This window comes from Streptomyces arenae (assembly GCF_022343545.1).
GTDB classification, from domain to species: Bacteria; Actinomycetota; Actinomycetes; order Streptomycetales; family Streptomycetaceae; genus Streptomyces; species Streptomyces humi.
The window spans coordinates 11,732-37,785 of sequence record NZ_JAKQYH010000001.1 but is presented as its reverse complement, the minus strand read 5'-3'; the positions used below and the strand labels follow the sequence as shown (position 1 = coordinate 37,785).

At 70.9% G+C, this 26,054-nt stretch carries 15 protein-coding genes, 1 tRNA gene and 2 rRNA genes (1 of these 18 cut by a window edge); 4 read left to right on the top strand and 14 right to left on the bottom strand.

Annotated features, from left to right (window positions below; translation table 11 throughout):
- Window positions 1-159: 159 nt before the first annotated feature.
- The 3 genes from MB828_RS00100 to MB828_RS00090 all read left to right on the top strand — a co-directional run bounded on the left by MB828_RS00100 (window position 160) and on the right by MB828_RS00090 (window position 6,859).
- Window positions 160-5,124: an ATP-dependent helicase gene (locus tag MB828_RS00100; protein WP_301646350.1), complete on the top strand. Its 4,965-nt coding sequence runs from the start codon at window positions 160-162 to the stop codon at window positions 5,122-5,124.
- Between the two features lie 107 nt (window positions 5,125-5,231).
- Entirely contained in the window at window positions 5,232-6,062 is an 831-nt protein-coding gene (locus tag MB828_RS00095; RefSeq protein WP_301646349.1) for an Fpg/Nei family DNA glycosylase, read from the top strand.
- 32 nt (window positions 6,063-6,094) lie between these two features.
- Window positions 6,095-6,859 (top strand): SDR family NAD(P)-dependent oxidoreductase, encoded by a 765-nt coding sequence (locus MB828_RS00090; RefSeq protein WP_133028175.1) that lies wholly within the window; start codon window positions 6,095-6,097, stop codon window positions 6,857-6,859.
- Here the strand turns inward: MB828_RS00090 and MB828_RS00085 are convergent.
- From MB828_RS00085 to MB828_RS00040, 10 genes are all read right to left on the bottom strand, one after another.
- On the bottom strand, window positions 6,807-7,085 hold the full coding sequence (locus MB828_RS00085) for a hypothetical protein (RefSeq protein WP_071659855.1): 279 nt from the start codon (window positions 7,083-7,085) through the stop codon (window positions 6,807-6,809). The two genes, MB828_RS00090 and MB828_RS00085, sit on opposite strands and share 53 nt — an antisense overlap.
- 101 nt (window positions 7,086-7,186) lie before the next feature.
- Window positions 7,187-7,657 (bottom strand): Dps family protein, encoded by a 471-nt coding sequence (locus tag MB828_RS00080; RefSeq protein WP_301646348.1) that lies wholly within the window; start codon window positions 7,655-7,657, stop codon window positions 7,187-7,189.
- Between the two features lie 206 nt (window positions 7,658-7,863).
- Window positions 7,864-8,238, bottom strand: a complete 375-nt coding sequence (locus MB828_RS00075; RefSeq protein ID WP_046730366.1) for a helix-turn-helix domain-containing protein — start codon at window positions 8,236-8,238, stop codon at window positions 7,864-7,866.
- 109 nt (window positions 8,239-8,347) lie between these two features.
- The gene (locus MB828_RS00070; RefSeq protein WP_133028178.1) at window positions 8,348-8,893 is read right to left on the bottom strand and encodes a CinA family protein; all 546 of its coding nucleotides are present in this window, start codon (window positions 8,891-8,893) and stop codon (window positions 8,348-8,350) included.
- Window positions 8,890-9,648 carry a CDP-diacylglycerol--glycerol-3-phosphate 3-phosphatidyltransferase gene (pgsA, locus tag MB828_RS00065; RefSeq protein ID WP_301646347.1) on the bottom strand — a complete coding sequence of 253 codons (759 nt, stop codon included), beginning with the start codon at window positions 9,646-9,648 and terminating at the stop codon, window positions 8,890-8,892. Before pgsA ends, MB828_RS00070 begins: the two co-directional genes overlap by 4 nt.
- A complete protein-coding gene (gene rimO, locus MB828_RS00060) occupies window positions 9,645-11,117 on the bottom strand; it encodes a 30S ribosomal protein S12 methylthiotransferase RimO (protein WP_301646346.1) in 1,473 nt (490 codons plus the stop codon). The genes pgsA and rimO overlap by 4 nt, the downstream gene beginning before the upstream one ends.
- Before the next feature lie 92 nt (window positions 11,118-11,209).
- A complete protein-coding gene (locus tag MB828_RS00055) occupies window positions 11,210-12,052 on the bottom strand; it encodes a helix-turn-helix domain-containing protein (protein ID WP_133028181.1) in 843 nt (280 codons plus the stop codon).
- A gap of 278 nt (window positions 12,053-12,330) precedes the next feature.
- Window positions 12,331-15,090: a DNA translocase FtsK gene (locus MB828_RS00050; RefSeq protein WP_301646345.1), complete on the bottom strand. Its 2,760-nt coding sequence runs from the start codon at window positions 15,088-15,090 to the stop codon at window positions 12,331-12,333.
- Between the two features lie 124 nt (window positions 15,091-15,214).
- Complete coding sequence (locus MB828_RS00045) at window positions 15,215-15,898, bottom strand: response regulator (protein ID WP_046730361.1); 684 nt, start codon at window positions 15,896-15,898, stop codon at window positions 15,215-15,217.
- 274 nt (window positions 15,899-16,172) lie between these two features.
- Window positions 16,173-21,632 carry a HAMP domain-containing protein gene (locus MB828_RS00040; protein ID WP_301646344.1) on the bottom strand — a complete coding sequence of 1,820 codons (5,460 nt, stop codon included), beginning with the start codon at window positions 21,630-21,632 and terminating at the stop codon, window positions 16,173-16,175.
- Window positions 21,633-22,029: 397 nt separating this feature from the next.
- On the opposite strand from MB828_RS00040, the gene MB828_RS00035 reads away from it, so the two are divergent.
- Window positions 22,030-24,783 (top strand): SpoIIE family protein phosphatase, encoded by a 2,754-nt coding sequence (locus MB828_RS00035; protein ID WP_301646343.1) that lies wholly within the window; start codon window positions 22,030-22,032, stop codon window positions 24,781-24,783.
- 61 nt (window positions 24,784-24,844) lie between these two features.
- Here MB828_RS00035 and MB828_RS00030 read toward each other — a convergent pair.
- The 4 genes from MB828_RS00030 to MB828_RS00015 all read right to left on the bottom strand — a co-directional run.
- Window positions 24,845-24,917 (bottom strand) — tRNA-Thr (locus MB828_RS00030).
- 75 nt (window positions 24,918-24,992) lie between these two features.
- Window positions 24,993-25,655 (bottom strand): DegT/DnrJ/EryC1/StrS family aminotransferase, encoded by a 663-nt coding sequence (locus tag MB828_RS00025; RefSeq protein ID WP_301646359.1) that lies wholly within the window; start codon window positions 25,653-25,655, stop codon window positions 24,993-24,995.
- 113 nt (window positions 25,656-25,768) lie between these two features.
- A 5S ribosomal RNA gene (gene rrf, locus MB828_RS00020) occupies window positions 25,769-25,885 on the bottom strand.
- Between the two features lie 89 nt (window positions 25,886-25,974).
- A 23S ribosomal RNA gene (locus MB828_RS00015) occupies window positions 25,975-26,054 on the bottom strand (it continues 2,238 nt past the right edge of the window).

The window sequence follows — 26,054 nt, the reverse complement described above, 5'->3', positions numbered from 1 at the left end:
CCGCCCCGGGCCCCGCCGGCCCGGGCCCCGCCGCTCGCGCCCGCCCCGGGCACCGCCCGCCCACGGCGCGGGACGCCGCCTCGCCGCCGCCCCCGACCCCTGGAATCCGCGTTTACGCAGGTCAGCTGGATTGTCGGTGGTCGGGTGCAGGATGGACCCATGGCGAAATCCGCTCACCGAGCCCTCGACGGCTTCTCCCCCGCGACCCGCGGCTGGTTCACGGGGGCGTTCTCCGCGCCCACCGCGGCCCAGGCGGGCGCGTGGCAGGCCATCGGCGCGGGTTCGGACGTGCTGGTGGTCGCCCCGACCGGCTCCGGCAAGACGCTGGCCGCTTTCCTCGCGGCCCTGGACCAGCTGGCGTCCACCCCGCCGCCGGCCGACCCGAGGAAGCGCTGCCGGGTGCTGTACGTGTCGCCGCTCAAGGCTCTCGCCGTCGACGTCGAGCGGAACCTGCGCAGTCCGCTGACGGGCATCCGCCAGGAGTCCGTCCGCCTCGGCCGGCCCGAACCGGAGGTGCGGGTGGGCATCCGCTCCGGCGACACCCCCGCCGCCGAGCGCCGCGCCCTGTCCACCCGTCCGCCGGACATCCTGATCACCACCCCGGAGTCCCTGTTCCTGATGCTGACGTCGGCCACCCGCGACGCGCTGACGGGCATCGAGACGGTGATCCTGGACGAGGTGCACGCCGTCGCCGGCACCAAGCGCGGCGCGCATCTCGCGCTCTCCCTGGAGCGGCTGGACGAACTGCTGCCGAGGCCCGCCCGCCGTATCGGTCTGTCCGCGACGGTCCGCCCGGTGGACGAGGTGGCCCGCTATCTCTCGCCGCACCGCAAGGTGGAGATCGTCCAGCCCGAGTCCGGCAAGGAGTTCGACCTCTCCGTGGTCGTGCCGGTGGAGGACATGGGCGAGCTGGGCGGCTCCCCGGCCACCGACGGCGGCGAAGGAGCGGAGAAGCCGTCGATCTGGCCGCACGTGGAGGAGCGGATCGCCGACCTGGTGCAGTCCCACCGCTCCACGATCGTGTTCGCCAACTCCCGGCGGCTCGCGGAGCGCCTGTGCAACCGGCTCAACGAGATCGCCTACGAGCGGGCGACCGGCGAGCCCCTGGACGAACACCACTCCCCGGCGGAGCTGATGGGCGGCTCGGGCGCGGCCCAGGGCGCCCCGCCGGTCATCGCCCGCGCGCACCACGGCTCGGTCTCCAAGGAGCAGCGTGCGCTCGTGGAGGAGGACCTCAAGGCGGGCCGGCTGCCCGCGGTGGTGGCCACCTCCAGTCTCGAACTGGGCATCGACATGGGCGCGGTGGACCTGGTCGTCCAGGTCGAGTCCCCACCGTCGGTGGCCTCCGGACTGCAGCGCGTGGGCCGCGCGGGACACCAGGTCGGCGCGGTCTCCACCGGCGTGGTCTTCCCGAAGTACCGGGGCGACCTGGTGCAGGCGGCCGTGGTGACCGAGCGGATGCGCACCGGTTCCATCGAGTCCCTGCGGGTCCCGGCCAACCCGCTGGACGTGCTCGCCCAGCAGTTGGTCGCGATGACCGCGCTGGACACCTGGCAGGTGGACGACCTGCTGGCGATGGTCCGCCGCGCGGCCCCCTTCGCCTCCCTGCCGGAGTCGGCGTTCACGGCGGTCCTGGACATGCTCGCGGGCCGCTATCCGTCGGACGCCTTCGCGGAGCTGCGCCCGCGCGTGGTCTGGGACCGGGTCACGGGCTCGGTCACGGGCCGCCCGGGCGCCCAGCGGCTCGCCGTCACCTCCGGCGGCACCATCCCCGACCGCGGCCTCTTCGGCGTCTTCCTCGCGGGTGCTGACCCGAAGAAGGGCGGCGGCCGGGTCGGCGAGCTGGACGAGGAGATGGTCTACGAGTCCCGGGTGGGTGACGTCTTCACCCTGGGCACCAGTTCCTGGCGGATCGAGGACATCACGCGGGACCGGGTCCTGGTCTCGCCCGCGCCCGGTGTCCCCGGCCGGCTGCCGTTCTGGAAGGGCGACCAGCTGGGCCGCCCGCTCGAACTGGGCCGCGCGGTCGGCGCGTTCCTGCGTGAGGTGGGTTCACTCCCCAAGGACGACGCCCGGCTGCGTCTGCTGGCGGCCGGCCTCGACGCGTGGGCGGCGGACAACGTGCTGTTGTACCTGGACGAACAGCGCGAGGCCTGCGGCCATGTCCCCGACGACCGCACCATCGTCGTGGAGCGCTTCCGCGACGAACTGGGCGACTGGCGGGTGGTCGTCCACTCCCCCTTCGGTGCCCAGGTGCACGCCCCCTGGGCCCTGGCCCTCGGCGCCCGCCTGTCCGAGCGGTACGGCATGGACGCCCAGGTCATGCACGCCGACGACGGGATCGTGCTGCGGCTGCCCGACGCCGACGTGATGGGCCTGGAACTGCTGGACCAGGCACCCGTGCAGGCCGGCAGCGAGTACGACGCGGAGCAGGCCCCGGTCGGCGCGGCCGACGTCGCCTTCGACAAGGGCGAGGTCGACCAGATCGTCACCGACCAGGTCGGTGGCTCCGCCCTGTTCGCCTCCCGGTTCCGCGAGTGCGCCGCCCGCGCGTTGCTGCTGCCGCGCCGCAACCCCGGCAAACGCACGCCCCTGTGGCAGCAGCGCCAGCGTGCCGCCCAGCTCCTCCAGGTGGCCAGCGAGTTCGGCTCGTTCCCGATCGTCCTGGAGGCGGTCCGCGAGTGCCTCCAGGACGTCTTCGACGTACCCGGACTGGTCGAGCTGATGGGCGACCTGGAGTCCCGTAAGGTCCGCCTGGTCGAGGTCACCACCCCCGAGCCCTCCCCCTTCGCCCGTTCCCTGCTGTTCGGGTATGTCGCCCAGTTCCTGTACGAGGGTGACTCCCCGCTCGCCGAGCGCCGCGCGGCCGCGCTCTCCCTGGACTCCCGGCTGCTGGCCGAGCTGCTGGGCCAGGCGGAGCTGCGTGAACTGCTCGACGCGGACGTCCTCACGGAACTGGAGCGTGAACTCCAGTGGCTCGGCGAGGACCGCCGGATCAAGGACCTGGAAGGGGTCGCCGACGTGCTGCGGCTGCTGGGGCCGCTGACGGACGAGGAGTTGGCGGAGCGGGGCGCCGAGCCGCAGTGGGCGCGGGAGCTCGCCGGTGCCCGGCGGGCCATCAGGGTCCGTATCGGCGGCGCCGACCACTGGGCGGCGATCGAGGACGCGGGCCGGCTGCGCGACGCCCTCGGCACGGCCCTGCCGGTCGGCGTCCCCGAGGCGTTCACCGAGCCCGTGAAGGACCCGCTCGGCGACCTCCTCGCCCGGTACGCGCGCACCCACGGCCCGTTCACGTCGGCCACCGCGGCCGCCCGCTTCGGGCTCGGCGTGGCGGTCACCGAAGGCGCGTTGCAGCGGCTCACCGCGGGTGGCCGGGTGGTGCAGGGCGAGTTCCATCCGGCGGGCATCGGCCAGGAGTGGTGCGACGCGACCGTGCTGCGCAGGCTGCGCCGCCGTTCCCTGGCCGCGCTCCGCCACGAACTGGAGCCGGTGGCACCGGCCGCGCTGGCCCAGTTCCTGCCGCAGTGGCAGCACATCGGCCGGGGGCACGGGCTGCGCGGCCTCGACGGACTGGTGCGCGCGGTCGAGCAGTTGCAGGGCGCGTCCGTCCCGGCATCGGCCCTGGAGAAGCTGGTGCTGCCGTCCCGCGTGGCCAACTACACGCCGTCCATGCTGGACGAACTCACCGCCGCCGGAGAGATCGTGTGGGCGGGCGCGGGTGCCCTGCCCGGCAAGGACGGCTGGGTCTCCCTGTACCTGGCGGACGCGGCGCCCGTGCTCCTCCCGCCACCGCACCCCCTGGAACTGACGGCCCTGCACCAGTCCGTGCTGGACGCCCTCTCCGGCGGCTACGGCCTGTTCTTCCGTCAGATCGCCGACCAGGTCCGTGCCACCACCCATCCCGACGCCACCGATCCCCAACTGGCCGACTCGCTCTGGGACCTGGCCTGGTCAGGGCGGCTCACCAACGACACACTGGGCCCGATGCGCTCTCTGCTGGGCTCAGGCCGCACCGCGGGCGCCACGGCCCACCGCGCCAAGCGCACCGTCCCGCGCGGCCGTTACGGCTCCCTGACGGCCGCCGCCCGCACGGCTTCCCGGAGCGGCCCGCCGACTGTCGCCGGCCGATGGTCCCTGCTGCCCGAGCGCGAGCCGGACACCACCGTGCGCGCCCACGCTCTGGCCCGCGCCCTGCTGGACCGGCACGGGGTGGTGACCCGGGGCGCGGTCGCGGCGGAGGGTGTCGAAGGCGGTTTCTCGGCGGTGTACCGCGTCCTGTCGGCGTTCGAGGACAGCGGCCAGGCGCGCCGGGGTTACGTGGTCGAGGGCCTGGGCGCCGCCCAGTTCGCGATGGACGGCGCGGTCGACCGGCTGCGCGCGGTGTCCAACGCGCGTGAACGCGGCGAGAGTGCCCCGGGCACCGGCTTCCCGAACGGCGCCGGTTTCGGCGGCGGTACAGGAACCGCCTTCGGGAACGGCGGCCGTACCGCGGCGGCCGCCTTCGGCGCCGACGCGCCCGTCACGCCCCTGGGTCCCTTCAGCGAAGCCGGCCTCGACGGCGACTTCACGTGGCCGCCCGGTCCGCCCGCCGCCCCCGGTGACTACGTCTCCCCCAAGGATTTCGCCCCCGCCGACCCCTTCGCCTCCCCCGGCTACGGCGGCCCCCGGGGCGGCAGCCCCGCCACCCCCCACACCTACGGCAACCACCATGCCCGCGCCTCCGCCGGGCCCGACCCCAGAGCCGCCGTCCTCGCCGCGGCCGACCCCGCCAACGCATACGGCGCCGCCCTCCCCTGGCCCGAGCCGCCGACCGACGCCGGGCACAAGCCGGGCCGCAAGGCGGGCTCCCTGGTCGTCCTGGTCGACGGTGAGCTCACGCTGTACATGGAGCGCGGCGGCAAGACCCTGCTGGCCTGGCCCGCCGCCCCGGACACGGCCGTCACCGACGACGCGCGGCTGCGTACGGCGGCGGAGGCGCTGGCGGCGGCCGCCCGCGCGGGGAGCCTGGGCACCGTGACGGTGGAGCGGGTCAACGGCGCCGCGGCCCTGACCTCACCGCTGGGCACCGTCCTGGAAGCGGCGGGTTTCATCGCGACCCCGCGCGGCCTGCGGCTACGGGCGTGAAGCGGACGACCGCCGGGACGAGCCGCCGGGAGGAAGCCGCCGCGGACACCGTGCGCCCCATGCGCCCTCGCCGCCCCCGGCGGCCACCCCCGTGCCACCCTTTACGCATGCCCGAAGGTGACACGGTCTGGCAGGCCGCGCGGCGCCTGCACGACGCTCTCGCCGGCAAGGTGCTGGCCCGCAGCGACTTCCGGGTGCCCAAGTACGCGACGGTCGACCTCGCCGGCCGGACCGTGCTCGGCACCGTGCCGCGCGGCAAGCACCTGCTGACCCGTTTCGAGGGTGACCTGACCCTGCACACACATCTGCGGATGGAGGGCGCCTGGAAGGTCTTCCGCACCGGCGAGCCCTGGAAGGGCGGCCCCGCGTTCCAGATCCGGGTGGTCCTCCGCACCGCCGACCGCACGGCCGTCGGATACCGGCTCCAGGTGCTGGAGCTGCTGCGCACCGGCGAGGAGGACCGCGCGGTGGGCCACCTCGGTCCCGACCTGCTGGGTCCCGACTGGAACCCGGACCGCGCCCTCGCCAACCTGCTCGCCGACCCCGCCCGCCCGCTCGGCGAGGCCCTGCTCGACCAGCGCAACCTCGCCGGCATCGGCAATGTCTACAAGAGCGAGCTCTGCTTCCTGATCGGCGCCACCCCCTGGCTCCCGGTCGGCGCGCTTCCCGCCGACCGCGCCGCGCACCTCCCCGGTCTCGCCCAGCGGCTCCTGGAGGCCAACCGCGACCGCCCGATCCGCCGGACCACGGGCCTGCGCAACCAGGACCTGTTCGTCTACGGCCGGGCCTCCCGCCCCTGCCTGCGCTGCGGCACCCCGGTCCGCCTGGCCGACCAGGGCGACGGCTCCCGCGAGCGTCCCACCTACTGGTGCCCGGCCTGCCAGACCGGCCCGGCCCCTGGCTCGCCTCCGGTCCGCAGACCACGCCCGACCAATTGACGGACCGTCAGAAACGCTCGTACGGTCCCTTCATGCCAGTCGCCGCGTATGACCTCACCGGACGCACCGCGTTCGTCACCGGCGCCGCCAGCGGCATCGGCCGGGCTTCGGCCGTCCTGCTCGCCGAGGCGGGGGCGACCGTGCACTGTGCCGACCGGGATTCGGACGGCCTGCACGGAACCGCCACGCTCATCAAGGAGGCCGGCGGGACCGCCCGCACCCACACCCTCGACGTGACCGACCGGGCCCGGCTGGCGCAGGCCGTGCGGTCCTGCGGGCGACTGGACGTGATGGCAGCGGTCGCCGGGATCATGCACCGCAGTCCGGTCCTGGAGACCAGCGACGAGGACCTCGACCGGGTGCTGGACGTGAACTTCAAGGGCGTCCTGCACAGCTGCCAGGAGGCGGCCCGGCTGATGCTGGAGCGGCGGACCGGGGGCAGCATCGTCACCATGGCGTCCGGCGCGATCGACACCGGGGGTCCCGGTCTGCTCTGCTACAGCGCCGCGAAGGCGGCCGTGGTCCAGCTGACCAGGACGCTCGCCAACGAGGTCGGCGGGCAGGGCATCCGCGTCAACGCCGTCGCGCCGGGCTGGGTCCGCACACCCATGACCGACCGCGACGACAGTGCCGAGCAGCGGCGGACGGAGGCGTGGATGGCCCGGCTGTCACCGCTGGGCCGGGTCGGTGAGGCGGCGGACATCGCGCACGCCGTGCTGTATCTGGCCTGTGACGCCTCGTCGTTCATGACAGGCCAGATCCTGCGTCCGAACGGAGGGGTGGCGATGCCCTGGTAGGGCGCTGCCCCTGCCAGGCGGCCCGCCACCGGCCAGGACCGAGGGCTCCCGCCGCCCGGGACCTCGGCACACAGTTCACCGGCAGCAGGCTCAGCCCCCATCCCCCGGCGGCAACGGCCCCCTCGATCGCCCCGGCGCCGTCCACGAGGACGATCCGCAGCACCGCCCACCACCACACCGCCGTGAACCCCAGGGCAACCCCCCAGCGCACTATCCGCCCCACCATGGCCGCCACCTCCAGCCGGACGCTAGAACGCCGCCCTGGCCGCCGGGGAGGCGCACCGAGGGCTCACCGATGCAACGGCAGTCGGCCGGCGTCTGCCTCTGCTACGCGTTCTCCGCCTGGAACATCCAGTGGTGCTTCTCCAGATCCGCCGTGACGGCGATGAAGATGTCCTGGGACACCGGATCGGGCTCCGCGGTCGACGCGATCCGCTGCCGCATCCTGGTGATCACCGCGCCCAGCGCGTCCGCCAGGGCCCCGACCGCGTCCGAGTCCTTGACCCAGCCCGCCGGCACCGAGGAGATTCCGCTGCCCGCGGCCACCGTGGCCGCGCGTCCGTCCGGTGAGACGCCCAGCGCCGACGCCCGCTCCGCGACGGTGTCGGAGTGCGTGCGGGCCGAGTCGACCACCTCGTCGAGCTGGAGGTGGACGGACCGGAAGCGGGGGCCGACCACGTTCCAGTGGACCTGCTTGGCGACCAGAGCCAGGTCCACCAGGTCGACGAGGGCGCCCTGCAACGCGTCGGCCACGGTCTTCAGGTCCGCGTCGGGCAGTGGGCTCTTCACGACGTACATGCGTTCTCTCCGGTGGTCGGCCCCCTGTCACGTCACTCCACCATGACCGCACCACCGGGTACCGGCAAACGGACGCACCCCGGCCCCGGACGCGCGAAAGCCCCGGACCACGCCCTTCCAGGAGCTGCCTGGTCAGGCTCGGCCGGGGCCTCGCGCACTTCTTCGGCACCGGGTCGGCGCCACGCCTGTGTACGCCCGCACGGGCGTTACGCCGCGACCACGTCCACCGCTTCGGCGGGTGCCTTGATGGTCACCCGTTCCGGTGGCACACCGGTCACCGAGACGGTACCCAGCATCGGGCGAACCGACGTCGGCACGGACTCGGTGGCCTGGGCGGACTGGGCCAGCTCGGCGAGGGCGAGCTCGTCGCTCACTTCCCGCATGAGCTCGGACATCCGTACGTCCAGCGCGTCGCAGATGGCGGAGAGCAGCTCGGAGGATGCCTCCTTCTGCCCCCGCTCCACCTCGGAGAGATAGCCGAGCGAGACTCGGGCGGACGAGGAGACTTCGCGCAGAGTACGGCCCTGGCGCTGGCGCTGCCGACGCAGCACGTCACCCAGCAGGCGACGGAGCAGAATCATCGGTGGCTCCCTCCTCGGACCGCGTAGCCGCATCCTTCACGCCCCACCGTACCGCCTTGCGCCGCGGCCGTGCGGGGAGCGATGTCGTGTTCACTCAGGGCTGCAAACATCAAAACCCCCCGTTCTGTTCCGTATCCTGTGTCCGCTCATTCCCGGTCTGTTCGCTCGCAAGCTCCTTCAGGAGCAGCGCGAGTACGCTCCGTACACTCTCTCTACGAATTTCCGCACGGTCGCCGTTCAACCGCAGGGCTGCCACTTTTCCGCCAGCGGCAGAACCGGAATCTGCCCCGAAGGGGCCGTCGACAGCCACGAACACCGTGCCCACCGGGCGGCCGTCCTGGGGTTCGGGCCCGGCGACGCCGGTGGTCGCGAGGCCCCAGTCGGCGCCCAGCGCCTTCCGTACCCCGGCGGCCATCTGGGCCGCGACCTGCGGATCCACCGCGCCGCGCTGGGCCAGCAGGGTGGCGTCGACCCCGAGCAGCCGGTGCTTCAGCTCGGTGGCGTAGGCGGTGACGGATCCGCGGAACGTCTTGGAGGCCCCAGGGACACCGGTGATCTCGGCCGCGACCAGGCCGCCGGTCAGCGACTCGGCGACAGCGAGGGTCTGCCCCCTCACCGTCAGTAGTCGCACCAGTTCGGCGGCCGTGGAACTCACGCTTCCGTCTCCTCCGAAACCGCTGCCCGCTCGGCGAGTCCGCGCCGGCGCAGCACAATGGCTTGTCTCACATAGTCGAGGCCGGTGACGACCGTCAGCACGACGGCCGCCGCCATCACCCAGAACCTCAGGGTCGCCAGCCACCCCGTCAGCGCCAGCACGTACATCCCCACGGCAACGCCCTGGGTGAGGGTCTTGAGCTTGCCGCCGCGGCTGGCCGGGATCACGCCGTAGCGGATGACCACGAAACGCATGAGGGTGATGCCGAGTTCCCGGGCGAGGATGACGATCGTCACCCACCAGGGCAGATCACCCAGCCCGGACAGGCAGATCAGCGCCGCTCCCATGATCGCCTTGTCGGCGATCGGGTCGGCGATCTTCCCGAAGTCGGTGACGAGGTCGTAGGTACGGGCCAGGTGTCCGTCGAACAGGTCGGTGATCATGGCGATGGCGAAGGCCGCCCAGGCGAGCGAGCGCCATGCCGGGTCGTAGCCGCCGTCGGCCAGCATCAGGGCGACGAAGCCGGGCACCAGGACCAGCCGGAGCATGGTCAGCAGATTGGCGACGTTCCACAGGCTCGCCTGGTTGACGGCGGCGGCCGCGATCTTCCCGCCGCGCGGCGGTTTCTCCTCGCCCTGCGAGCCGTCCTGCGGACCGTTGTGGGAATCACGCTGTGGACCGGAGGTGGCGGCGGAGCCCGGGGCGCCGTGCGCGCCGGGGGAGCCGCCCGCGGCGGACGCCGGGACTCCGGTCATCTGCCGGCCTCCTCACTCCACACGGGCGAGCCCAGCAACGGCTCGGCCACCAGGTCGACACCTTCCGTACCGACCACCTTGGCCTCGACCATACGACCGGGGCGCAGCCCTTCGCCGCTCGTGAGCAGGACCTGCCCGTCCGTCTCGGGCGCCTGGTGGGCCGCGCGGCCGTGGACACCGTCCTCGTCGTCCACGGACTCCACGAGGACGTGCACGGTCTCGCCGACGCGTTCCTCGGACCGCTGCGAGACCAGTTCCTCGGCGAGCTGGGAGATGTGCGCGAGTCGCTCGGCGACGACGTCCTCGTCGAGCTTGTTCTCGTACGTCGCCGCCTCGGTGCCCTCCTCGTCGGAGTAGCCGAAGACACCGATGGCGTCCAGCCGGGCGCCGTTCAGGAAGCGCTCCAGCTCGGCCAGGTCGGACTCGGACTCGCCGGGGAAGCCGACGATGAAGTTGGAGCGGACACCGGCCTGCGGGGCCTTGCCGCGGATGGTGTCGAGCAGTTCCAGGAAGCGGTCGGTGTCACCGAAGCGGCGCATGGCCCGCAGCACGCCCGGGGCGGAGTGCTGGAAGGACAGGTCGAAGTACGGGACGACCTTCGGGGTGGAGGTCAGTACGTCGATCAGGCCGGGGCGCATCTCGGCGGGCTGGAGGTAGCTGACGCGCACCCGCTCGATGCCGTCGACCTCGGCCAGCTCGGGCAGCAGGGACTCCAGGAGGCGGATGTCACCGAGGTCCTTGCCGTAGGACGTGTTGTTCTCGGAGACCAGCATGACCTCCTTGACGCCCTGCTCGGCCAGCCAGCGGGTCTCGTTCAGCACGTCGCTGGGGCGGCGCGAGATGAAGGAGCCACGGAAGGACGGGATGGCGCAGAAGGAGCAGCGCCGGTCGCAGCCGGAGGCGAGCTTCACCGAGGCGACCGGGGAGCCGTCCAGGCGGCGGCGCAGGGGCGCACGGGGGCCGGAGGCGGGCGCGAGGCCTTCGGGGAGGTCGGCCGGCGCGTGGCCCGGCAGCGCCACCGAGGCGGCCGAGTCCTGTCGCTCCGCGGGGCTGATGGGCAGCAGCTTGCGCCGGTCGCGCGGGGTGTGGGCGGCGTGGCTGCCGCCGCTGAGGATGGTCTGGAGCCGGTCGGAGATGTCGGCGTAGTCGTCGAAGCCGAGCACGCCGTCCGCCTCGGGCAGCGCCTCGGCGAGTTCCTTGCCGTACCGCTCGGCCATGCAGCCCACCGCCACGACGGCCTGGGTTCTGCCGTGGCCCTTGAGGTCGTTGGCCTCCAGGAGGGCGTCGACGGAGTCCTTCTTCGCGGCCTCGACGAAACCACAGGTGTTGACGACGGCGACGTCGGCGTCCGAAGCGTCCTCGACGAGGTGCCAGCCGTCCGCCTCCAAACGGCCTGCGAGCTCCTCCGAGTCCACCTCGTTACGGGCGCAGCCGAGAGTGACAAGTGCGACGGTACGGCGTTCAGGCATGGGCTCAAGACTACTTTGTCTCACCGACACCCCACGTCGAAGGGGCTGGCCGATCATGGCCAACCCCTTGTGTACGTGCTCGATCCGAACGGTTATCCGACTTCCGGGTCGCCCTTGGTGTACGTGAGACGCTCCACGGCGCCGGGCTGGAACTGGTCCTCGATCTTCTTGCCGTTGACGTAGAGCTGGATGGCACCGGCGTCACCGAGGATCAGGTTGATCTTGGAGCTGTCCTGGAAGGTCTTGGAGTCGCCCTTCTTCAGGAGCCCGTCGAAGAGCATCCGGCCGTTGTGGTCCTTGGCCGAGATCCAGCTGCGTCCGTTGGCCGCGCTGACCTGGACGGTGACCTTGTCCTGGGGCGCGGCGGCGATCGCGCTGTCCGAGGGCTCGGGGGCCTTGCCGGGCTTGCTCTCCTTCGGGGTCGGCGAGACCGGCTTGCTGGTCGACGGGGTGGCTCCCTCGGCGACCGACTGCTTGGCGTCGTCGCCGTCGCCGCCCTTGAAGGCGGTGAAGCCGACGAAACCGATCACGACGACGATCGCGGCGACCATGGCCGCCGTCCAGTTGGGTCCGCGTCGCTCGGGCCGGATGCGTTCGGCCTCGAACAGGGGTGCGGCGGGCGTCGGCGCGGGCCGCCCACCGCCGTGGTCGGCCGAGAACTGCGCGAGCAGCGGCTCGGGGTCGAGGCCGACGGCCTTGGCCAGGGTCCGGATGTGCCCGCGCGCGTAGACGTCGCCGCCACAGGGGGCGAAGTCGTCGGCCTCGATGGCGTGCACGATGCCGATACGGACCCGGGTGCTCCCGCTGATGTCGTCGACGGTCAGCCCGGCGGCGATACGGGCCTGCTTGAGGGCTCGGCCTACGGAGGGGCGGTTTTCCTCGGACACGTCTGGGAACGGACGCTCGTCTTCAGGGGAGTTACTGCCGATGGACACGGGGGCGCCTTTCGAGCGTTTAGCCACCTGTGCTGGAGGTTCAGTCTAGGGGGGGGGTACGAAAGGGTGAGGCAACCGGACGATACGACTTTGTACGCCATCGGTATGGCCGGACACCCCGATGACAGGTCAGGTGTGCACCCCAGGATGGAGTACACACCTTTCCTCTCGCTCAACTTGACGTTTGTCAAAGGGAAACGGTTGCCCGGCGATCTCTAACGGGTGGATCACGACATGCCTCCACCCGGCCTACAGGCGCCCGTGCCCCTGAGACAGACCTACCCTTCAGACTCCCCACGGATCACGGCGAGCACTCCGTCCAGCTCATCGGGTTTCACAAGAACATCACGTGCCTTGGACCCCTCGCTCGGCCCGACCACCCCGCGCGACTCCATGAGGTCCATCAGCCGGCCCGCCTTGGCGAAGCCGACACGCAGCTTGCGCTGGAGCATGGACGTCGAGCCGAACTGCGTGGAGACGACCAGCTCGGCCGCCTGGCAGAGCAGGTCGAGGTCGTCGCCGATGTCCTCGTCGATCTCCTTCTTCTGCTTGGTGCCCACGGTGACGTCGTCCCGGAAGACGGGCGCCATCTGGTCCTTGCAGTGCTGGACGACGGCGGCGACCTCCTCCTCGGTGACGAACGCGCCCTGCATACGGGTCGGCTTGTTCGCCCCCATCGGCAGGAAGAGACCGTCACCCTTGCCGATCAGTTTCTCGGCGCCGGGCTGGTCGAGGATGACCCGGCTGTCGGCGAGCGAGGAGGTGGCGAAGGCCAGCCGGGAGGGCACGTTCGCCTTGATGAGACCGGTGACCACGTCGACCGAGGGCCGCTGGGTGGCGAGCACCAGATGGATGCCTGCCGCGCGCGCGAGCTGCGTGATGCGCACGATGGCGTCCTCGACGTCACGCGGGGCGACCATCATCAGGTCGGCCAGCTCGTCGACGATCACCAGCAGGTACGGGTACGGCTGGAGCTCCCGCTCGCTGCCCTCGGGCAGCTTGACCTTGCCCTCGCGGATCGCCTTGTTGAAGTCGTCGATGTGCCGGAACCCGAACGCGGCCAGGTCGTCGTAGCGCAGGTCCATCTCGCGCACGACCCACTGGAGCGCCTCGGCGGCCCGCTTGGGGTTGGTGATGATCGGTGTGATCAGGTGCGGGATGCCCTCGTAGGCGGTGAGTTCGACGCGCTTGGGGTCGACGAGGACCATCCGCACGTCCTCCGGGGTCGCCCGCATCATCACCGAGGTGATCAGGCAGTTGATGCAGGACGACTTGCCGGAGCCGGTGGCGCCCGCGACGAGCATGTGCGGCATCTTCGCCAGTGAGTGCATGACGTAGCCGCCCTCGACGTCCTTGCCGAAGGCGACCAGCATCGGGTCGTCGTCCTCGGCGGACTCGGCCAGCCGCAGCACGTCACCGAGGTTGACCATCTCCCGGTCCGTGTTGGGGATCTCGATGCCCACCGCGGACTTGCCGGGGATCGGGCTGATGATCCGCACGTCCGGACTGGCGACGGCGTACGCGATGTTCTTGGTGAGCGCGGTGATCCGCTCGACCTTCACGGCGGGGCCGAGCTCGACCTCGTAGCGGGTGACCGTAGGTCCCCGGGTGAAGCCGGTGACGGCCGCGTCGACCTTGAACTCGGAGAAGACGTTGGTGAGCGAGGCGACGACCCGGTCGTTGGCCTCGCTGCGCGCCTTGCCGGGGCCGCCGCGGGTGAGGAGGTCCAGCGAGGGCAGCGAGTAGGTGATGTCGCCGGAGAGCTGGAGCTGCTCGGCGCGCGGGGGCAGGTCACGGGGCTCTGTGGGCGCCGGTTTGGTGAGGTCCGCGACGACCGGCTCGCCCTTGAGCCTCTCCTGCTTGGGCCGCGCGGCCGGTACCGGGCTCGGGCTCGGGGCCGGTACCGGCACGGGGGCGGGTGTGGTCTCCTCGCGGTCACCGACGCTGACGCCCTGGGTGAGGTCGGCGACGAGCGGAGAGGGCGGCATGCCGTGCAGGACCGCGCCGTCGAGCGCGGCGGCGGCCGCGGCCGCGACGTCCACGGCGTCCGGCTGACGGCCCATGTCGGGCTGCGGCACCGCGGAGCGCCTCGGACGGCCCCGGCGCTTGGTGAGCGCCTCCTGCTCGGCGCTGTCGGGGTCGTAGTCGCCGGGGGCGCTCGTGCGCTTACGGGGGCGCGCGGGCAGCGCTTCGCGCCACTGCTCGTCGTAGCGCTCGTCGTCGTCGGTGTACTCGCCGTACTCGCCGTACTCGTCCGGCTCGGGGTCGCGCAGCAGCCCGAGGCTCACGCCCAGCGCGCGCAGCCGCTGCGGGATGGCGTTCACCGGTGTCGCGGTGACCACCAGCAGCCCGAAGACCGTGAGCAGCACCAGCAGGGGTACGGCGAGGACCTCGGTCATGGTGTACGTCAGCGGGGTGGCCGCCGCCCAGCCGATGAGGCCGCCGGCATCCCTTATGCCCTGCATGCCGTTGCTGCGGGCGGGCGAGCCGCAGGCGATGTGGACCTGGCCGAGCACGCCGATGACGAGCGCGGACAGACCGATCACGATCCGGCCGTTGGCGTCCTGCTGCTCGGGGTGGCGCATGAACCGCACGGCGATGGCCGCGAGCAGTATCGGCACCAGCAGGTCGAGCCGCCCGAAGGCCCCGGTGACGAGGATCTCGACCAGGTCACCGACCGGGCCGCGCAGGTCGGCCCAGGTGCCGGCGGCGACGATCAGGGCGATGCCGAGCAGGAGCAGGGCGATGCCGTCCTTGCGGTGGGCCGGGTCCAGGTTCCTGGCTCCCTGTCCTATGCCGCGGAAGACCGCGCCGACGGCATGGGCGAGGCCCAGCCAGAGGGCGCGCACCAGGCGGACCACGCCCCCGGTGGGGCTGGGCGCCGGCCTGGGTGCCGGCGCGGACTTCTTCGCCGCGCTCCTCTTGGCCGGCGCCTTCTTGGCCGGGGCCTTCTTCGCGGCGGCCCTCTTCGCCGGAGCCTTCGAGGGAGCGGCCTTCTTCGCGGGCTGCTTCTTGGCTGCCGAGGGACGTGAGGCCATGGGTGTGAGGTTACCGGGGGATGCGACGGGGGACACGTGTGCCCACTGCTTCACCCGTTCGTGTCGCCCCTGCCGGGGCGCGGAACTGACGCACGCTCATGGGCAACTGTGTCCGCCGCGGCGGTCAGTTCTGCGACGGAAGCGGCGGAGTGGCGCCGCCCGTGCCCGGCTCCAGGGCGTCGAGCGCCCGGCGCAGGCCGGTGAGTTTGCGCTCCAGATGAGCCGCCGTGGCCACCGCGGCCGCGTCCGCGGACTCGTCGTCCAGCTGCTTGGACAGGGCCTCGGCCTGCTCCTCGACGGCCGCGAGCCGCGCCGACAGCTCCGCGAGCAGCCCCGCGGACTCCTTGCCGGCCACCGCGCCGCCCTTGGCGCCGCCCTCCAACTGGAGCCGCAGCAGCGCCGCCTGCTCCCGGAGCTGGCAGTTCTTCATGTACAGCTCGACGAAGACCGAGACCTTGGCGCGCAGCACCCACGGGTCGAAGGGCTTGGAGATGTAGTCCACCGCGCCGGCCGCGTAACCCCGGAAGGTGTGGTGCGGGCCGTGGTTGATGGCGGTGAGGAAGATGATCGGGATGTCCCGGGTCCGCTCCCGGCGCTTGATGTGCGCCGCGGTTTCGAAACCGTCCATGCCCGGCATCTGGACGTCCAGCAGAATGACCGCGAAGTCGTCCGTGAGCAGTGCCTTGAGTGCTTCCTCCCCGGACGATGCCCGCACCAGTGTCTGATCGAGCGCAGAGAGGATGGCCTCCAGCGCCAGCAGATTCTCCGGCCGGTCATCGACCAGGAGGATCTTGGCCTTCTGCACCATGGCCCGCCCTCCTCGCCCCGGATGTGCACCGGGCGCCGCCCCAGGGGACGACTCCGTTTCGCCGCCCGTCCTTGTGCCGGTCATGGTAGCCGCACCCCGCCTGTCGCCACACCCTGTCACCGCGATGTCACTGTGCACGTAGCAGAAACGCAGCCGGAGACCAGAAGGTTCCCCCGATCCCGCACTTCTACACGGGTTCCGCAACCGTGAGTCAGCAACTCCCCGTGCTCACAGAAGGTTCCCGTAACGTTCACATCCCACCTGATCGATTCGGTCACCCCTCGCGCATCCACTGCTCCATCACTGCCAGAAGATGATCGGGGTCGACCGGCTTGGTGACGTAGTCGGAGGCGCCCGACTCGATGGCCTTCTCCCGGTCGCCCTTCATCGCCTTCGCCGTGAGCGCGATGATCGGAAGGCCGGCGAACTGCGGCATGCGACGAATCGCCGTCGTCGTCGCATAACCGTCCATCTCCGGCATCATGATGTCCATCAGGACGACCGCCACATCGTCGTGCTGCTCCAGCACCTCGATGCCCTCCCGGCCGTTCTCGGCGTACAGCACCGACAGACCGTGCTGCTCCAGGACGCTGGTGAGCGCGAAGACGTTGCGGATGTCGTCGTCGACGATCAGCACCTTCTCCCCGCCGAACCGCACCCCCCGGCGCGGCTGCGGGTTCGTCACCTCCTGCTCGGCCAGCACCGGCCAGGTCTCGGGCACCTGCGGGGCACCCCGGCGCCGCCGCCGGAAGAGCGCGGCGGCACCGTTCTGGGTCTCCTGGTACGACTTCACCTCGGCCGGCGTCTCGATCTCCACGCCGGAGAGCTCCGAGTTGTGGTTCTGCGAGGCGACCAGGTCCCCCGCCTCCAGCGCGGGCACGGACTGCTGATAGCCCTGCGGCGGCAGCTCGCTCGGGTGCAGCGGCAGGTACAGCGTGAACGTCGAACCGCGGCCCGGCTCGCTCTGGGCGTAGATCTCACCGCCCAGCAGCTGCGCGATCTCCCGCGAGATGGAGAGCCCGAGGCCCGTACCGCCGTACTTGCGACTGGTCGTCCCGTCGGCCTGCTTGAACGCCTCGAAGATCACCCGCATCTTGCTGGCCGCGATACCGATGCCCGTGTCGGTCACCGAGAACGCGATCAGCGGCGCGTCCGGATCACTGAGCGACCCCGCCTCCAGCAGCTGCTCCCGGATCCCCGCCGGCACGTCACCGCTCGCCGGCCGGATCACCAGCTCCACCGACCCCGAGTCGGTGAACTTCACCGCGTTGGACAGCAGGTTGCGCAGCACCTGGAGGAGCCGCTGCTCGTCGGTGTGCAGGGTGGCCGGCAGCTCCGGGGAGACCCGTACGGACAGGTCCAGGCCCTTCTCCGCGGTCAGCGGCCGGAAGGTCGCCTCCACGTAGTCCACGAGCTGCACGAGCGCGATACGCGTCGGGGAGACGTCCATCTTGCCCGCCTCGACCTTCGACAGGTCGAGGATGTCGTTGATCAGCTGCAACAGGTCGGACCCCGCGCCGTGGATCGTCTCGGCGAACTCCACCTGCTTCGGCGACAGGTTGCCCTCCGCGTTGTCCGCGAGCAGCTTGGCCAGGATCAGCAGCGAGTTGAGCGGAGTGCGCAGCTCGTGCGACATGTTGGCGAGGAACTCGCTCTTGTACCGCATGGAGACCGCGAGTTGCTCGGCGCGCTCCTCCAGGACCTGCCGGGCCTCCTCGATCTCGGTGTTCTTCACCTCGATGTCGCGGTTCTGCTGGGCCAGCAGCTCGGCCTTCTCCTCCAGTTCGGCGTTGGACGCCTGGAGGGCCTTCTGCCGGTTCTCCAACTCGGCCGACCGCTCCTGCAGTTGCTCGGTCAGCTCCTGCGACTGCTTCAGCAGCACCTCGGTCTTGGTGTTCACGGAGATGGTGTTGACGCTGGTCGCGATCATCTCGGCGATCTGGTTCAGGAAGTCCTTCTGGATCTGCGTGAACGGCGTGAAGGAGGCCAGCTCGATGACACCGAGCACATTGCCCTCGAACAGCACCGGAAGCACGATCACCTGCGCAGGCGGGGCCTCGCCCAGCCCCGAGGAGATCTTCAGGTAACCGGTCGGCGCCTTCTCCACCAGGATCGTGCGCTTCTCGTGGGCGGCCGTGCCGATCAGCGCCTCACCGGGCCGGAACGACGTCGGCATGGAGCCCATCGAGTAGCCGTACGAACCCAGCATCCGCAGCTCGTACGCCTCCTCGCTCTCCGCGCTCAGGTCCTTCCCGTCGACCAGTGGCATCGCCAGGAAGAACGCGCCGTGCTGCGCGGAGACCACCGGCGTCAGCTCGCTCATGATGAGCGCCGCCACGTCCGCGAGGTCCCGGCGGCCCTGCATCAGCGCGGAGATCCGGGCGAGGTTGCCCTTGAGCCAGTCCTGCTCCTCGTTGGCGATCGTGGTGTCCCGCAGGTTCGCGATCATCTTGTTGATGTAGTCCTGCAGTTGCAGGATCTCGCCCGAGGCGTCCACGTCGATCTTCAGGTTCAGGTCACCGCGGGTCACCGCGGTGGCCACCCGCATGATGGCCCGCACCTGCCGGGTCAGGTTCCCTGCCATCTCGTTCACCGACTCGGTCAGGTCGCGCCAGGTGCCGTCCACGTCCCGCACCCGCGCCTGACCGCCCAGCTCCCCCTCGGTGCCCACCTCACGGGCCACCCGGGTGACCTCCTCGGCGAAGCTGGACAGCTGGTCCACCATCGTGTTGATCGTCGTCTTGAGCTCGAGGATCTCACCGCGCGCGTCAATGTCGATCTTCTTGGTCAGGTCGCCCTTCGCGATGGCCGTCGTCACCATCGCGATGTTGCGGACCTGGCCGGTCAGGTTGGACGCCATCTGGTTCACCGACTCGGTGAGGTCCTTCCACGTACCCGCCACACCCGGCACGTGCGCCTGGCCGCCCAGGATCCCGTCCGTGCCCACCTCACGGGCCACCTTGGTGACCTGGTCGGCGAACGAACTCAGCGTCTTCACCATCTGGTTGATGGTGTCGGCGAGCTGCGCCACCTCACCGCTCGCCTCGATCGTCACCTGCCGCGTCAGGTCACCGTTGGCGACCGCCGCCGACACCTGGGAGATGTTCCGCACCTGCATGGTCAGGTTGTTGGCCATCAGGTTCACGTTGTTGCTGAGGTCCTTCCAGATGCCCGTGACACCCGGAACACGCGCCTGACCGCCCAGGATGCCCTCGGTGCCCACCTCACGGGCCACCCGGGTCACCTGCTCGGCGAAGCTGGACAGCTGGTCGACCATCGTGTTGACCGTCGTGACGAGCTCCAGGATCTCGCCCTTGGCGTCAACGGTGATCTTCTTCGACAGGTCGCCCTTCGCGACGGCCGTGGTGACCTCGGCGATGTTGCGCACCTGGATGGTCAGGTTGTTCGCCATGAAGTTCACGGACTGGGTGAGGTCCTTCCAGGTACCGGCCACCCCCTGCACCTCGGCCTGGCCGCCCAGGATGCCCTCCGTGCCCACCTCGCGCGCGACCCGCGTGACCTCCTGGGCGAACGAAGACAGCTGGTCCACCATCGTGTTCAGGGTGTTCTTCAGCTCCTGGATCTCACCGCGCGCGTCCACGGTGATCTTCTGGGAGAGGTCACCCCGGGCCACCGCGGTCGCCACCTGCGCGATGTTGCGGACCTGCGCCGTCAGGTTGCCGGCCATGCCGTTCACGGAATCCGTCAGATCCCGCCACACCCCGGCCACACCCGGCACCTGCGCCTGACCGCCCAGCCGGCCCTCCGTGCCCACCTCACGGGCCACCTTGGTGACCTGGTCGGCGAAGGCCGACAGCTGATCCACCATCGTGTTGATCGTGTTCTTCAGCTCGAGGATCTCACCGCGCGCGTCGACGTCGATCTTCTGCGACAGGTCACCCCGCGCCACCGCCGTCGTCACCTGGGCGATGTTGCGCACCTGCGAGGTCAGGTTCCCGGCCATCGAGTTGACGGAGTCGGTGAGCTCCTTCCACGTGCCGGAGACGCCGTCCACCCGCGCCTGACCGCCCAGGCGGCCCTCGGTCCCCACGTCCCGCGCCATCCGCGTCACCTGGTCGGCGAAGCTCGACAGCTGGTCCACCATCGTGTTGACGGTGTTCTTCAGCTGGAGCATCTCGCCGGAGACGTCCACGGTGACCTTCTGCGACAGGTCGCCGTTGGCCACCGCCGTCGTCACCTGGGCGATGTTGCGCACCTGACCGGTGAGGTTGCGGAACGCCGTGTTGACGGAGTCCGTCAGGTCCTTCCAGGTACCGGCCGCGCCCGGCACCTGCGCCTGGCCGCCCAGCTCACCCTCGACACCGACCTCCCGCGCCACCCGGGTCACCTCGGCACCGAACGACGACAGCTGGTCCACCATGCCGTTGACGGTGTTCTTCAGCTCCAGCATCTCGCCGGCCACGTCCACCGTGACCGTCTGCGACAGGTCGCCGTTGGCCACCGCCGTCGTCACCGCGGCGATGTCACGCACCTGGGTGGTCAGATTCCGGAACACCGTGTTGACGGAGTCCGTCAGGTCCTTCCACGTACCCGCCGCGCCCGGCACGTTCGCCTGCCCGCCGAGCCGCCCCTCGCCGCCGACCTCGTTGGCCACCCGCGTGACCTCGTCCGCGAAGATCCGCAGCGTCTCCGTCATCTGGTTGATCGTCTCGGCGAGCTGGGCCACCTCACCGCGCGCGGGGACGGTCACCTTGCGTGACAGGTCACCATTGGCGACCGCGGTGGTCACCTCCGAGATCCCGCGCACCTGGGCCGTGAGGTTCCCGGCCATCGTGTTGACGGAGTCCGTGAGCTCCTTCCACGTACCCGCGACACCCGGTACGTGCGCCTGACCACCCAGGATGCCGTCCGTACCCACCTCACGGGCGACCCGGGTCACCTCGGAGGAGAACGCCGACAGCTGGTCCACCATCGTGTTGACGGTTTCCTTCAGCTCCAGCATCTCGCCGGCGACCTGCACGGTGACCTTCCGCGACAGGTCACCCTTCGCGACCGCGGTCGTCACCAGCGCGATGTCCCGCACCTGCGCCGTCAACCGGTACGCCATCGTGTTCACCGAGTCCGTCAGGTCCCGCCAGGAACCCGACATGCCGCGCACGCGCGCCTGGCCGCCCAGCTTGCCCTCGGTGCCGACCTCACTGGCCACCCGCGTGACCTCGTCGGTGAACGTCGACAGCTGGTCGACCAGGTTGTTGACGGTCCTGCCGACCTTCAGGAACTCACCGCGCAGCGGATGCCCGGCCCCGTCCGCCGCCGGCGTCCGCAGTTCCATCCGCGGCGACAGATCACCCTCGGCCACCGCCGTCAGGACCCGGCCCACCTCGGAGACCGGCCGTACGAGGTCGTCGACCAGGGCGTTGGAGTTGTCCACGGCGGCCGCCCAGGAACCTTCACAGGCACCCGTTTCCAGCCGTTCCGTGAGTTTTCCCTCACGTCCCACGACACGCCGTACCCGCGACAGCTCACCCGTGAGGTGGAGATTGCGGTCCGCCACCTCGTTGAAGACCGCCGCGATCTCCGACATCACGCCGTCCCCGGACACCGTGAGCCGCTTGCGGAAGTTCCCGTCCCGCATCGCCTCCAGGGCCACCAGCAGCCGGTCCAGGGCAGCCGAGTCCACCTCCGTGGTCCCGCCGCCGCCCCGCCGCCTGCTCAGGGACTGTCCGCCCTTCGCGCGCGCCTTGGTGCCCCGCGCCGCTGCGCCAGTCTCCACTGTGTCCCTCCCGCAGGGGTCGACCGTTACTGCTGTACCCGGATACCGCCATACTCGGCGTACCGCTTACTTCGGCGTACCAGTTACTGATGCGTATTTCTGCCAGATGGGATCCGGTCACACCAGGGGCTGCTGCCCGCCGTACACGGAACGCACTCAGGCTGATCGGACCTTCACCAGAAGCTTGCCCAGTGTTTCACCCCGTCCGAACCAGGCCATAACAGTTCGGCAGCTTCGCACATCGTCCGCACACCCTGGGGCGTGAACACTGGCGACCGGCATCCGCTCGGACGGCGAAGGTAAGTAACCTTGCATGCGGCTGTCCAGCCGCACCGGTCCGTCCGGCCTGGGCGGTGGCACGAGAACGAGCGGGCATTCGGAGGGGCGGCCGCAGACCATGACCACCGGAGTGATCCCCGGGGGACACAACCCGGAGCCACGGCCCACGGGCGAGCGCATGCCGCACCAGCGGCACGAGCCGGCCGGCCGGGAAAGCCCGCATGTCGAGACACGGTCGAGGAGTTCTGTGATCACCGCGCGCGCGGCCGCCACCTTCGAGCCGGTCGGCCGATCGGTCGCGACCGCCCGGTCCTTCGTCCGCGACACGCTCCAGGGCTGGGGCTTCGCCGACGTCGTCGACGACGCCGTGGTCCTCACCAGCGAACTGGTGACCAACGCCGTGGTGCACGCCGGCACCCACGCCGACGTCCTGTGCCTGCGCACCGAGGACGGCGTACGCATCGAGGTCGCCGACCGCTACCCGGAGCGCGAGGTCCCGCTCCAGGGATCCGCCGTCAACATGGGCAGCCCCGACCGCGAGGGCGGACGCGGCCTCCAGCTCTGCGCGGCCCTCGCCGCCCGCTGGGGCGTCGAGTACACGCCCACCCACAAGAACGTCTGGTTCCAGCTCGACCTCCCCGAGCGCCCCGTCGGCACCCGGGCCGCCGGACCTTCGCTCCCCGCCGACCTGCTGCCCCTCGCCGACGGCCGGGTCCGCGTGGCGGTCGTCCAGATCGACCGCAAGGGCACCGTGACGGCCTGGAACGAGGACGCCGAGGACATCTTCGGCCACACCGCGGCCCAGGTCACTGGCAAGCCCCTCACCGACCTCGCCGCCTGGCCGCACACCCCGGGCACCGGCACCGGCATCGCCGAGGCCCTCCAACTCTCCCGCTGGGAGGGCAGTTACGGCATCCGCGGCGCCGACGGCCGCGTCACCCCCGTCTACGCCTCGCACCTCAGGGTCCGGGACACCGGCGGCGAACCCTCCACGGTCTGCCTGCTCGTACGGGACCACGAACGCGCCGTCCTGCAGACCCCGTTGCGCGTCCCCGCCTCCGACTCCGGCACCGCGGACGGCCAGAGCGCGGACCCCTTCGAGGTGTTCATCGGCTCCCCCGCACCGGACGACCTCGACGGCCTCCTCCAGCGCACCGTGGAACGCGCCCGCGACATGCTCGACGGCGACTCCGCCTTCCTGCTCCTCGCGACCGACGACGAGACCGAACTGGAGGTCCGCGCCTCCACCGGCCTGCCCTCCGCACGGCAGCGCTTCGCGCGCGTGCCCGTCGAAGCGGGTCCCGGCCGCTACGGCTCGGCCCGGATGCCGGCCGTGCACGACGACCTGATGTCCGTACCGGGCGCCGTGCCGCTCCTGGCGGGCACCGGCATGCGTTCGGTCGTCACGGTCCCGCTGAAGGTCGAGGGCCGCCTGACGGGCTCCCTGGGCGTCGCGGCGGAGGCCGCGGGCAGATACTCCAACGAGGAGGCGCTGCGCCTCCAGTTCGCCGCCGACCGTATCGCCCTGGCCGTCGAGTCCGCCCGCCTGGGCGAGCTGGAGCGGCTGCGCCGCGGCTCGCTCAGCTTCCTGGTCGAGGCCTCCGACCTGCTCGCCGGCACCCTGGACCGGGACCAGACCCTCGCCCTGATGGCCCAGATGACGGTCCCGACCCTCGCCACCTGGTGCGCCGTCTACACGATCGCCGACCAGGCCTCCGACCCGTACCTGTCATACGTCCTGCACGAGGACGAGGAACTCATCGACGGCATCAAGTCGTTGCTGTCGAAGGTGCCCCCGCCGGACCCGGTGCCCACGCCCGGCGCCCGCGTGTGGACCGCCCCCGGCGAACACGCCCACCAGGCCGCCCTGCGCAGCTCCATGCGCAGCCTCGGCCTGACCGGCGGCCCCGCCCGCCAGGTCTCCTCCGGCATCGGCCCCACCCTCGCCACGGCCTCCGCCGTCGGCGGCGAGACCGTCGTCCTCCCCCTGGTGGCCCGCAACCGCGTCATCGGCATGCTGACGCTCGGCAAACCCACCGACGAGCACTTCCGCCAGGAGATCCTGGAACTGGCCGAGGACCTGTCCCGCCGGGCCGCGCTCGCCCTGGACAACGCCCGGCTGTACTCGGAGCGCACCGCCATCAGCCAGGCCCTCCAGCGCAGCCTGCTGCCCCCGGGCACCCCGCACATCGACGGCGTCGAGGTCGAGGTCATCTACCGCGCGGCCGGCGAGGGCAACGAGGTCGGCGGCGACTTCTACGACGTCTTCCCCATCTCCGACGGCGCGTACGGCTTCGCCATCGGCGACGTCTGCGGCACGGGCCCCAACGCGGCCGCCGTGACCGGCCTCGCCCGGCACGCCCTGCGCCTGCTCGCCCGCGAGGGCCTCAGCGGCCCCGCGGTCCTGGAGCGCCTGAACTCGGCCATCCTGGACGAGGGCGACCGCAGCCGCTTCCTGACCCTCCTGTACGGCGAGATGCGCCCCCAGGAGGACGGCAGCGCCGAGATGAAGGTGGTCTGCGCCGGCCACCCGCTGCCGCTGCGTCTGCGTCAGGACGGCACGGTGGAGGCCGCCGCCGAACCGCAGCCGCTCCTCGGCGTCATCGAGGACCTGGAGCTGTACGAGCAGACGGTCACCCTGGACCCGGGCGACGTCCTGCTGTGCGTCACGGACGGTGTGACCGAACGCCGTGAGGGCACCCGCATGCTCGGCGACGACGGGCTCGCGGACGTTCTGACGACCTGTACGGGCCTTACGGCGGGCGCGGTGGCCGCACGCATCATGCGCGCGGTGGAACGCTTCGCGTCGGACGCCCCTTCGGACGACATGGCCATTCTGGCGATGCGGATCCCCGGCCTTCAGACGGACTGAGCGGGCCGGGAAAGAGGGCATGAAAAAGGCCCCACCCGAACGGGTGGGGCCTTTTCGTCGGAGCCCCCAAACGGAATCGAACCGTTGACCTTCTCCTTACCATGGAGACGCTCTGCCGACTGAGCTATAGGGGCCTGTTGCTTTTCGAGGTTTCCCCCGCGGCAACGGAATAGATCATACCCCGAACAGACCCGAGTTCCCAAACTCGTTCAGAAGGCCGGCTGGAGCAGTCCGCCCAGGGCGTTGCAGGCGGACACGATCCGCTGCATCTCCCGTTTGGTCAACGAGGCGTCCACGGGCAGCGCCAGTGTCTCGTCGGCGGCCCGCTCGGTTTCCGGCAGCGAGACGCAGCGCCGGAACTCCGGCAGCCGGTGCACGGGCGTCTTCACCGGCACCCGGCAGTCAACTCCCTTGCCCCGCAGGGCCCGGGCGAAGGCGTCCCGGTCGGGCCTCCCGTTGCCGGGCACCCGCACGACGTACTGCTGGTAGGTGTGCCCGTCACCGCCGTCCGGGGTCCGCACCCCGCGCAGCTTGGCGTCGAGGTAGCCGGCCCGCTGCCGACGCTGCGCGATCTCGTCGTACGGCGCCTCGGACTCGCCCTGTTCCAGGACCAGCAGCCCGTGCCGCTGTCCCAGCGCGTGCAACCGCCTGACGTCCGCCCACCGTCCGAAGCGGTGCACGACAACGACCGCTGCGGAACGGGCGGTTATCTCCGCTTCCACCGCCGACGCGTCGAGGCAGTAGGTCAGCGGATCTATGTCGGCGAACACCGGGAGCGCTCCGGCCAGTGTCACGGCCTCGGCGACCTCGGCGTTCCCGAACGCCGGCACGACGACCTCGTCACCGACTCCGACACCGGCGGCCCTGAGCATTGCAGCAGTACCCATGCTGGGATGCTCGACGCGGAACGTGAACGTCAAGTTACGTAAACCAAAAAAGGGTTGGACCCCGAACCGAAGTTCAGGGCCCAACCCTTTCAATATTTGTTCGGCGGCGTCCTACTCTCCCACAGGGTCCCCCCTGCAGTACCATCGGCGCTGTGAGGCTTAGCTTCCGGGTTCGGAATGTAACCGGGCGTTTCCCTCACGCTATGACCACCGAAACACTATGAAACTGTTCAGCCGCACCATGCCGTGACCTGGCATGGGGCTGTTCGTGGTTTCAGAACCAACACAGTGGACGCGAGCAACTGAGGACAAGCCCTCGGCCTATTAGTACCGGTCACCTCCACCAGTTACCTGGCTTCCAGATCCGGCCTATCAACCCAGTCG

Bases quoted from the DNA above. Each gene is read 5' to 3' on its own strand.
- MB828_RS00100 (WP_301646350.1), top strand. From the start codon at position 160: ATGGCGAAATCCGCTCACCGAGCCCTCGACGGCTTCTCCCCCGCGACC.
- MB828_RS00095 (WP_301646349.1), top strand. From the start codon at position 5,232: ATGCCCGAAGGTGACACGGTCTGGCAGGCCGCGCGGCGCCTGCACGAC.
- MB828_RS00090 (WP_133028175.1), top strand. From the start codon at position 6,095: ATGCCAGTCGCCGCGTATGACCTCACCGGACGCACCGCGTTCGTCACC.
- MB828_RS00085 (WP_071659855.1), bottom strand. From the start codon at position 7,085: ATGGTGGGGCGGATAGTGCGCTGGGGGGTTGCCCTGGGGTTCACGGCG.
- MB828_RS00080 (WP_301646348.1), bottom strand. From the start codon at position 7,657: ATGTACGTCGTGAAGAGCCCACTGCCCGACGCGGACCTGAAGACCGTG.
- MB828_RS00075 (WP_046730366.1), bottom strand. From the start codon at position 8,238: ATGATTCTGCTCCGTCGCCTGCTGGGTGACGTGCTGCGTCGGCAGCGC.
- pgsA (WP_301646347.1), bottom strand. From the start codon at position 9,648: ATGACCGGAGTCCCGGCGTCCGCCGCGGGCGGCTCCCCCGGCGCGCAC.
- rimO (WP_301646346.1), bottom strand. From the start codon at position 11,117: ATGCCTGAACGCCGTACCGTCGCACTTGTCACTCTCGGCTGCGCCCGT.
- MB828_RS00050 (WP_301646345.1), bottom strand. From the start codon at position 15,090: ATGGCCTCACGTCCCTCGGCAGCCAAGAAGCAGCCCGCGAAGAAGGCC.
- MB828_RS00045 (WP_046730361.1), bottom strand. From the start codon at position 15,898: ATGGTGCAGAAGGCCAAGATCCTCCTGGTCGATGACCGGCCGGAGAAT.
- MB828_RS00035 (WP_301646343.1), top strand. From the start codon at position 22,030: ATGACCACCGGAGTGATCCCCGGGGGACACAACCCGGAGCCACGGCCC.
- MB828_RS00025 (WP_301646359.1), bottom strand. From the start codon at position 25,655: ATGCTCAGGGCCGCCGGTGTCGGAGTCGGTGACGAGGTCGTCGTGCCG.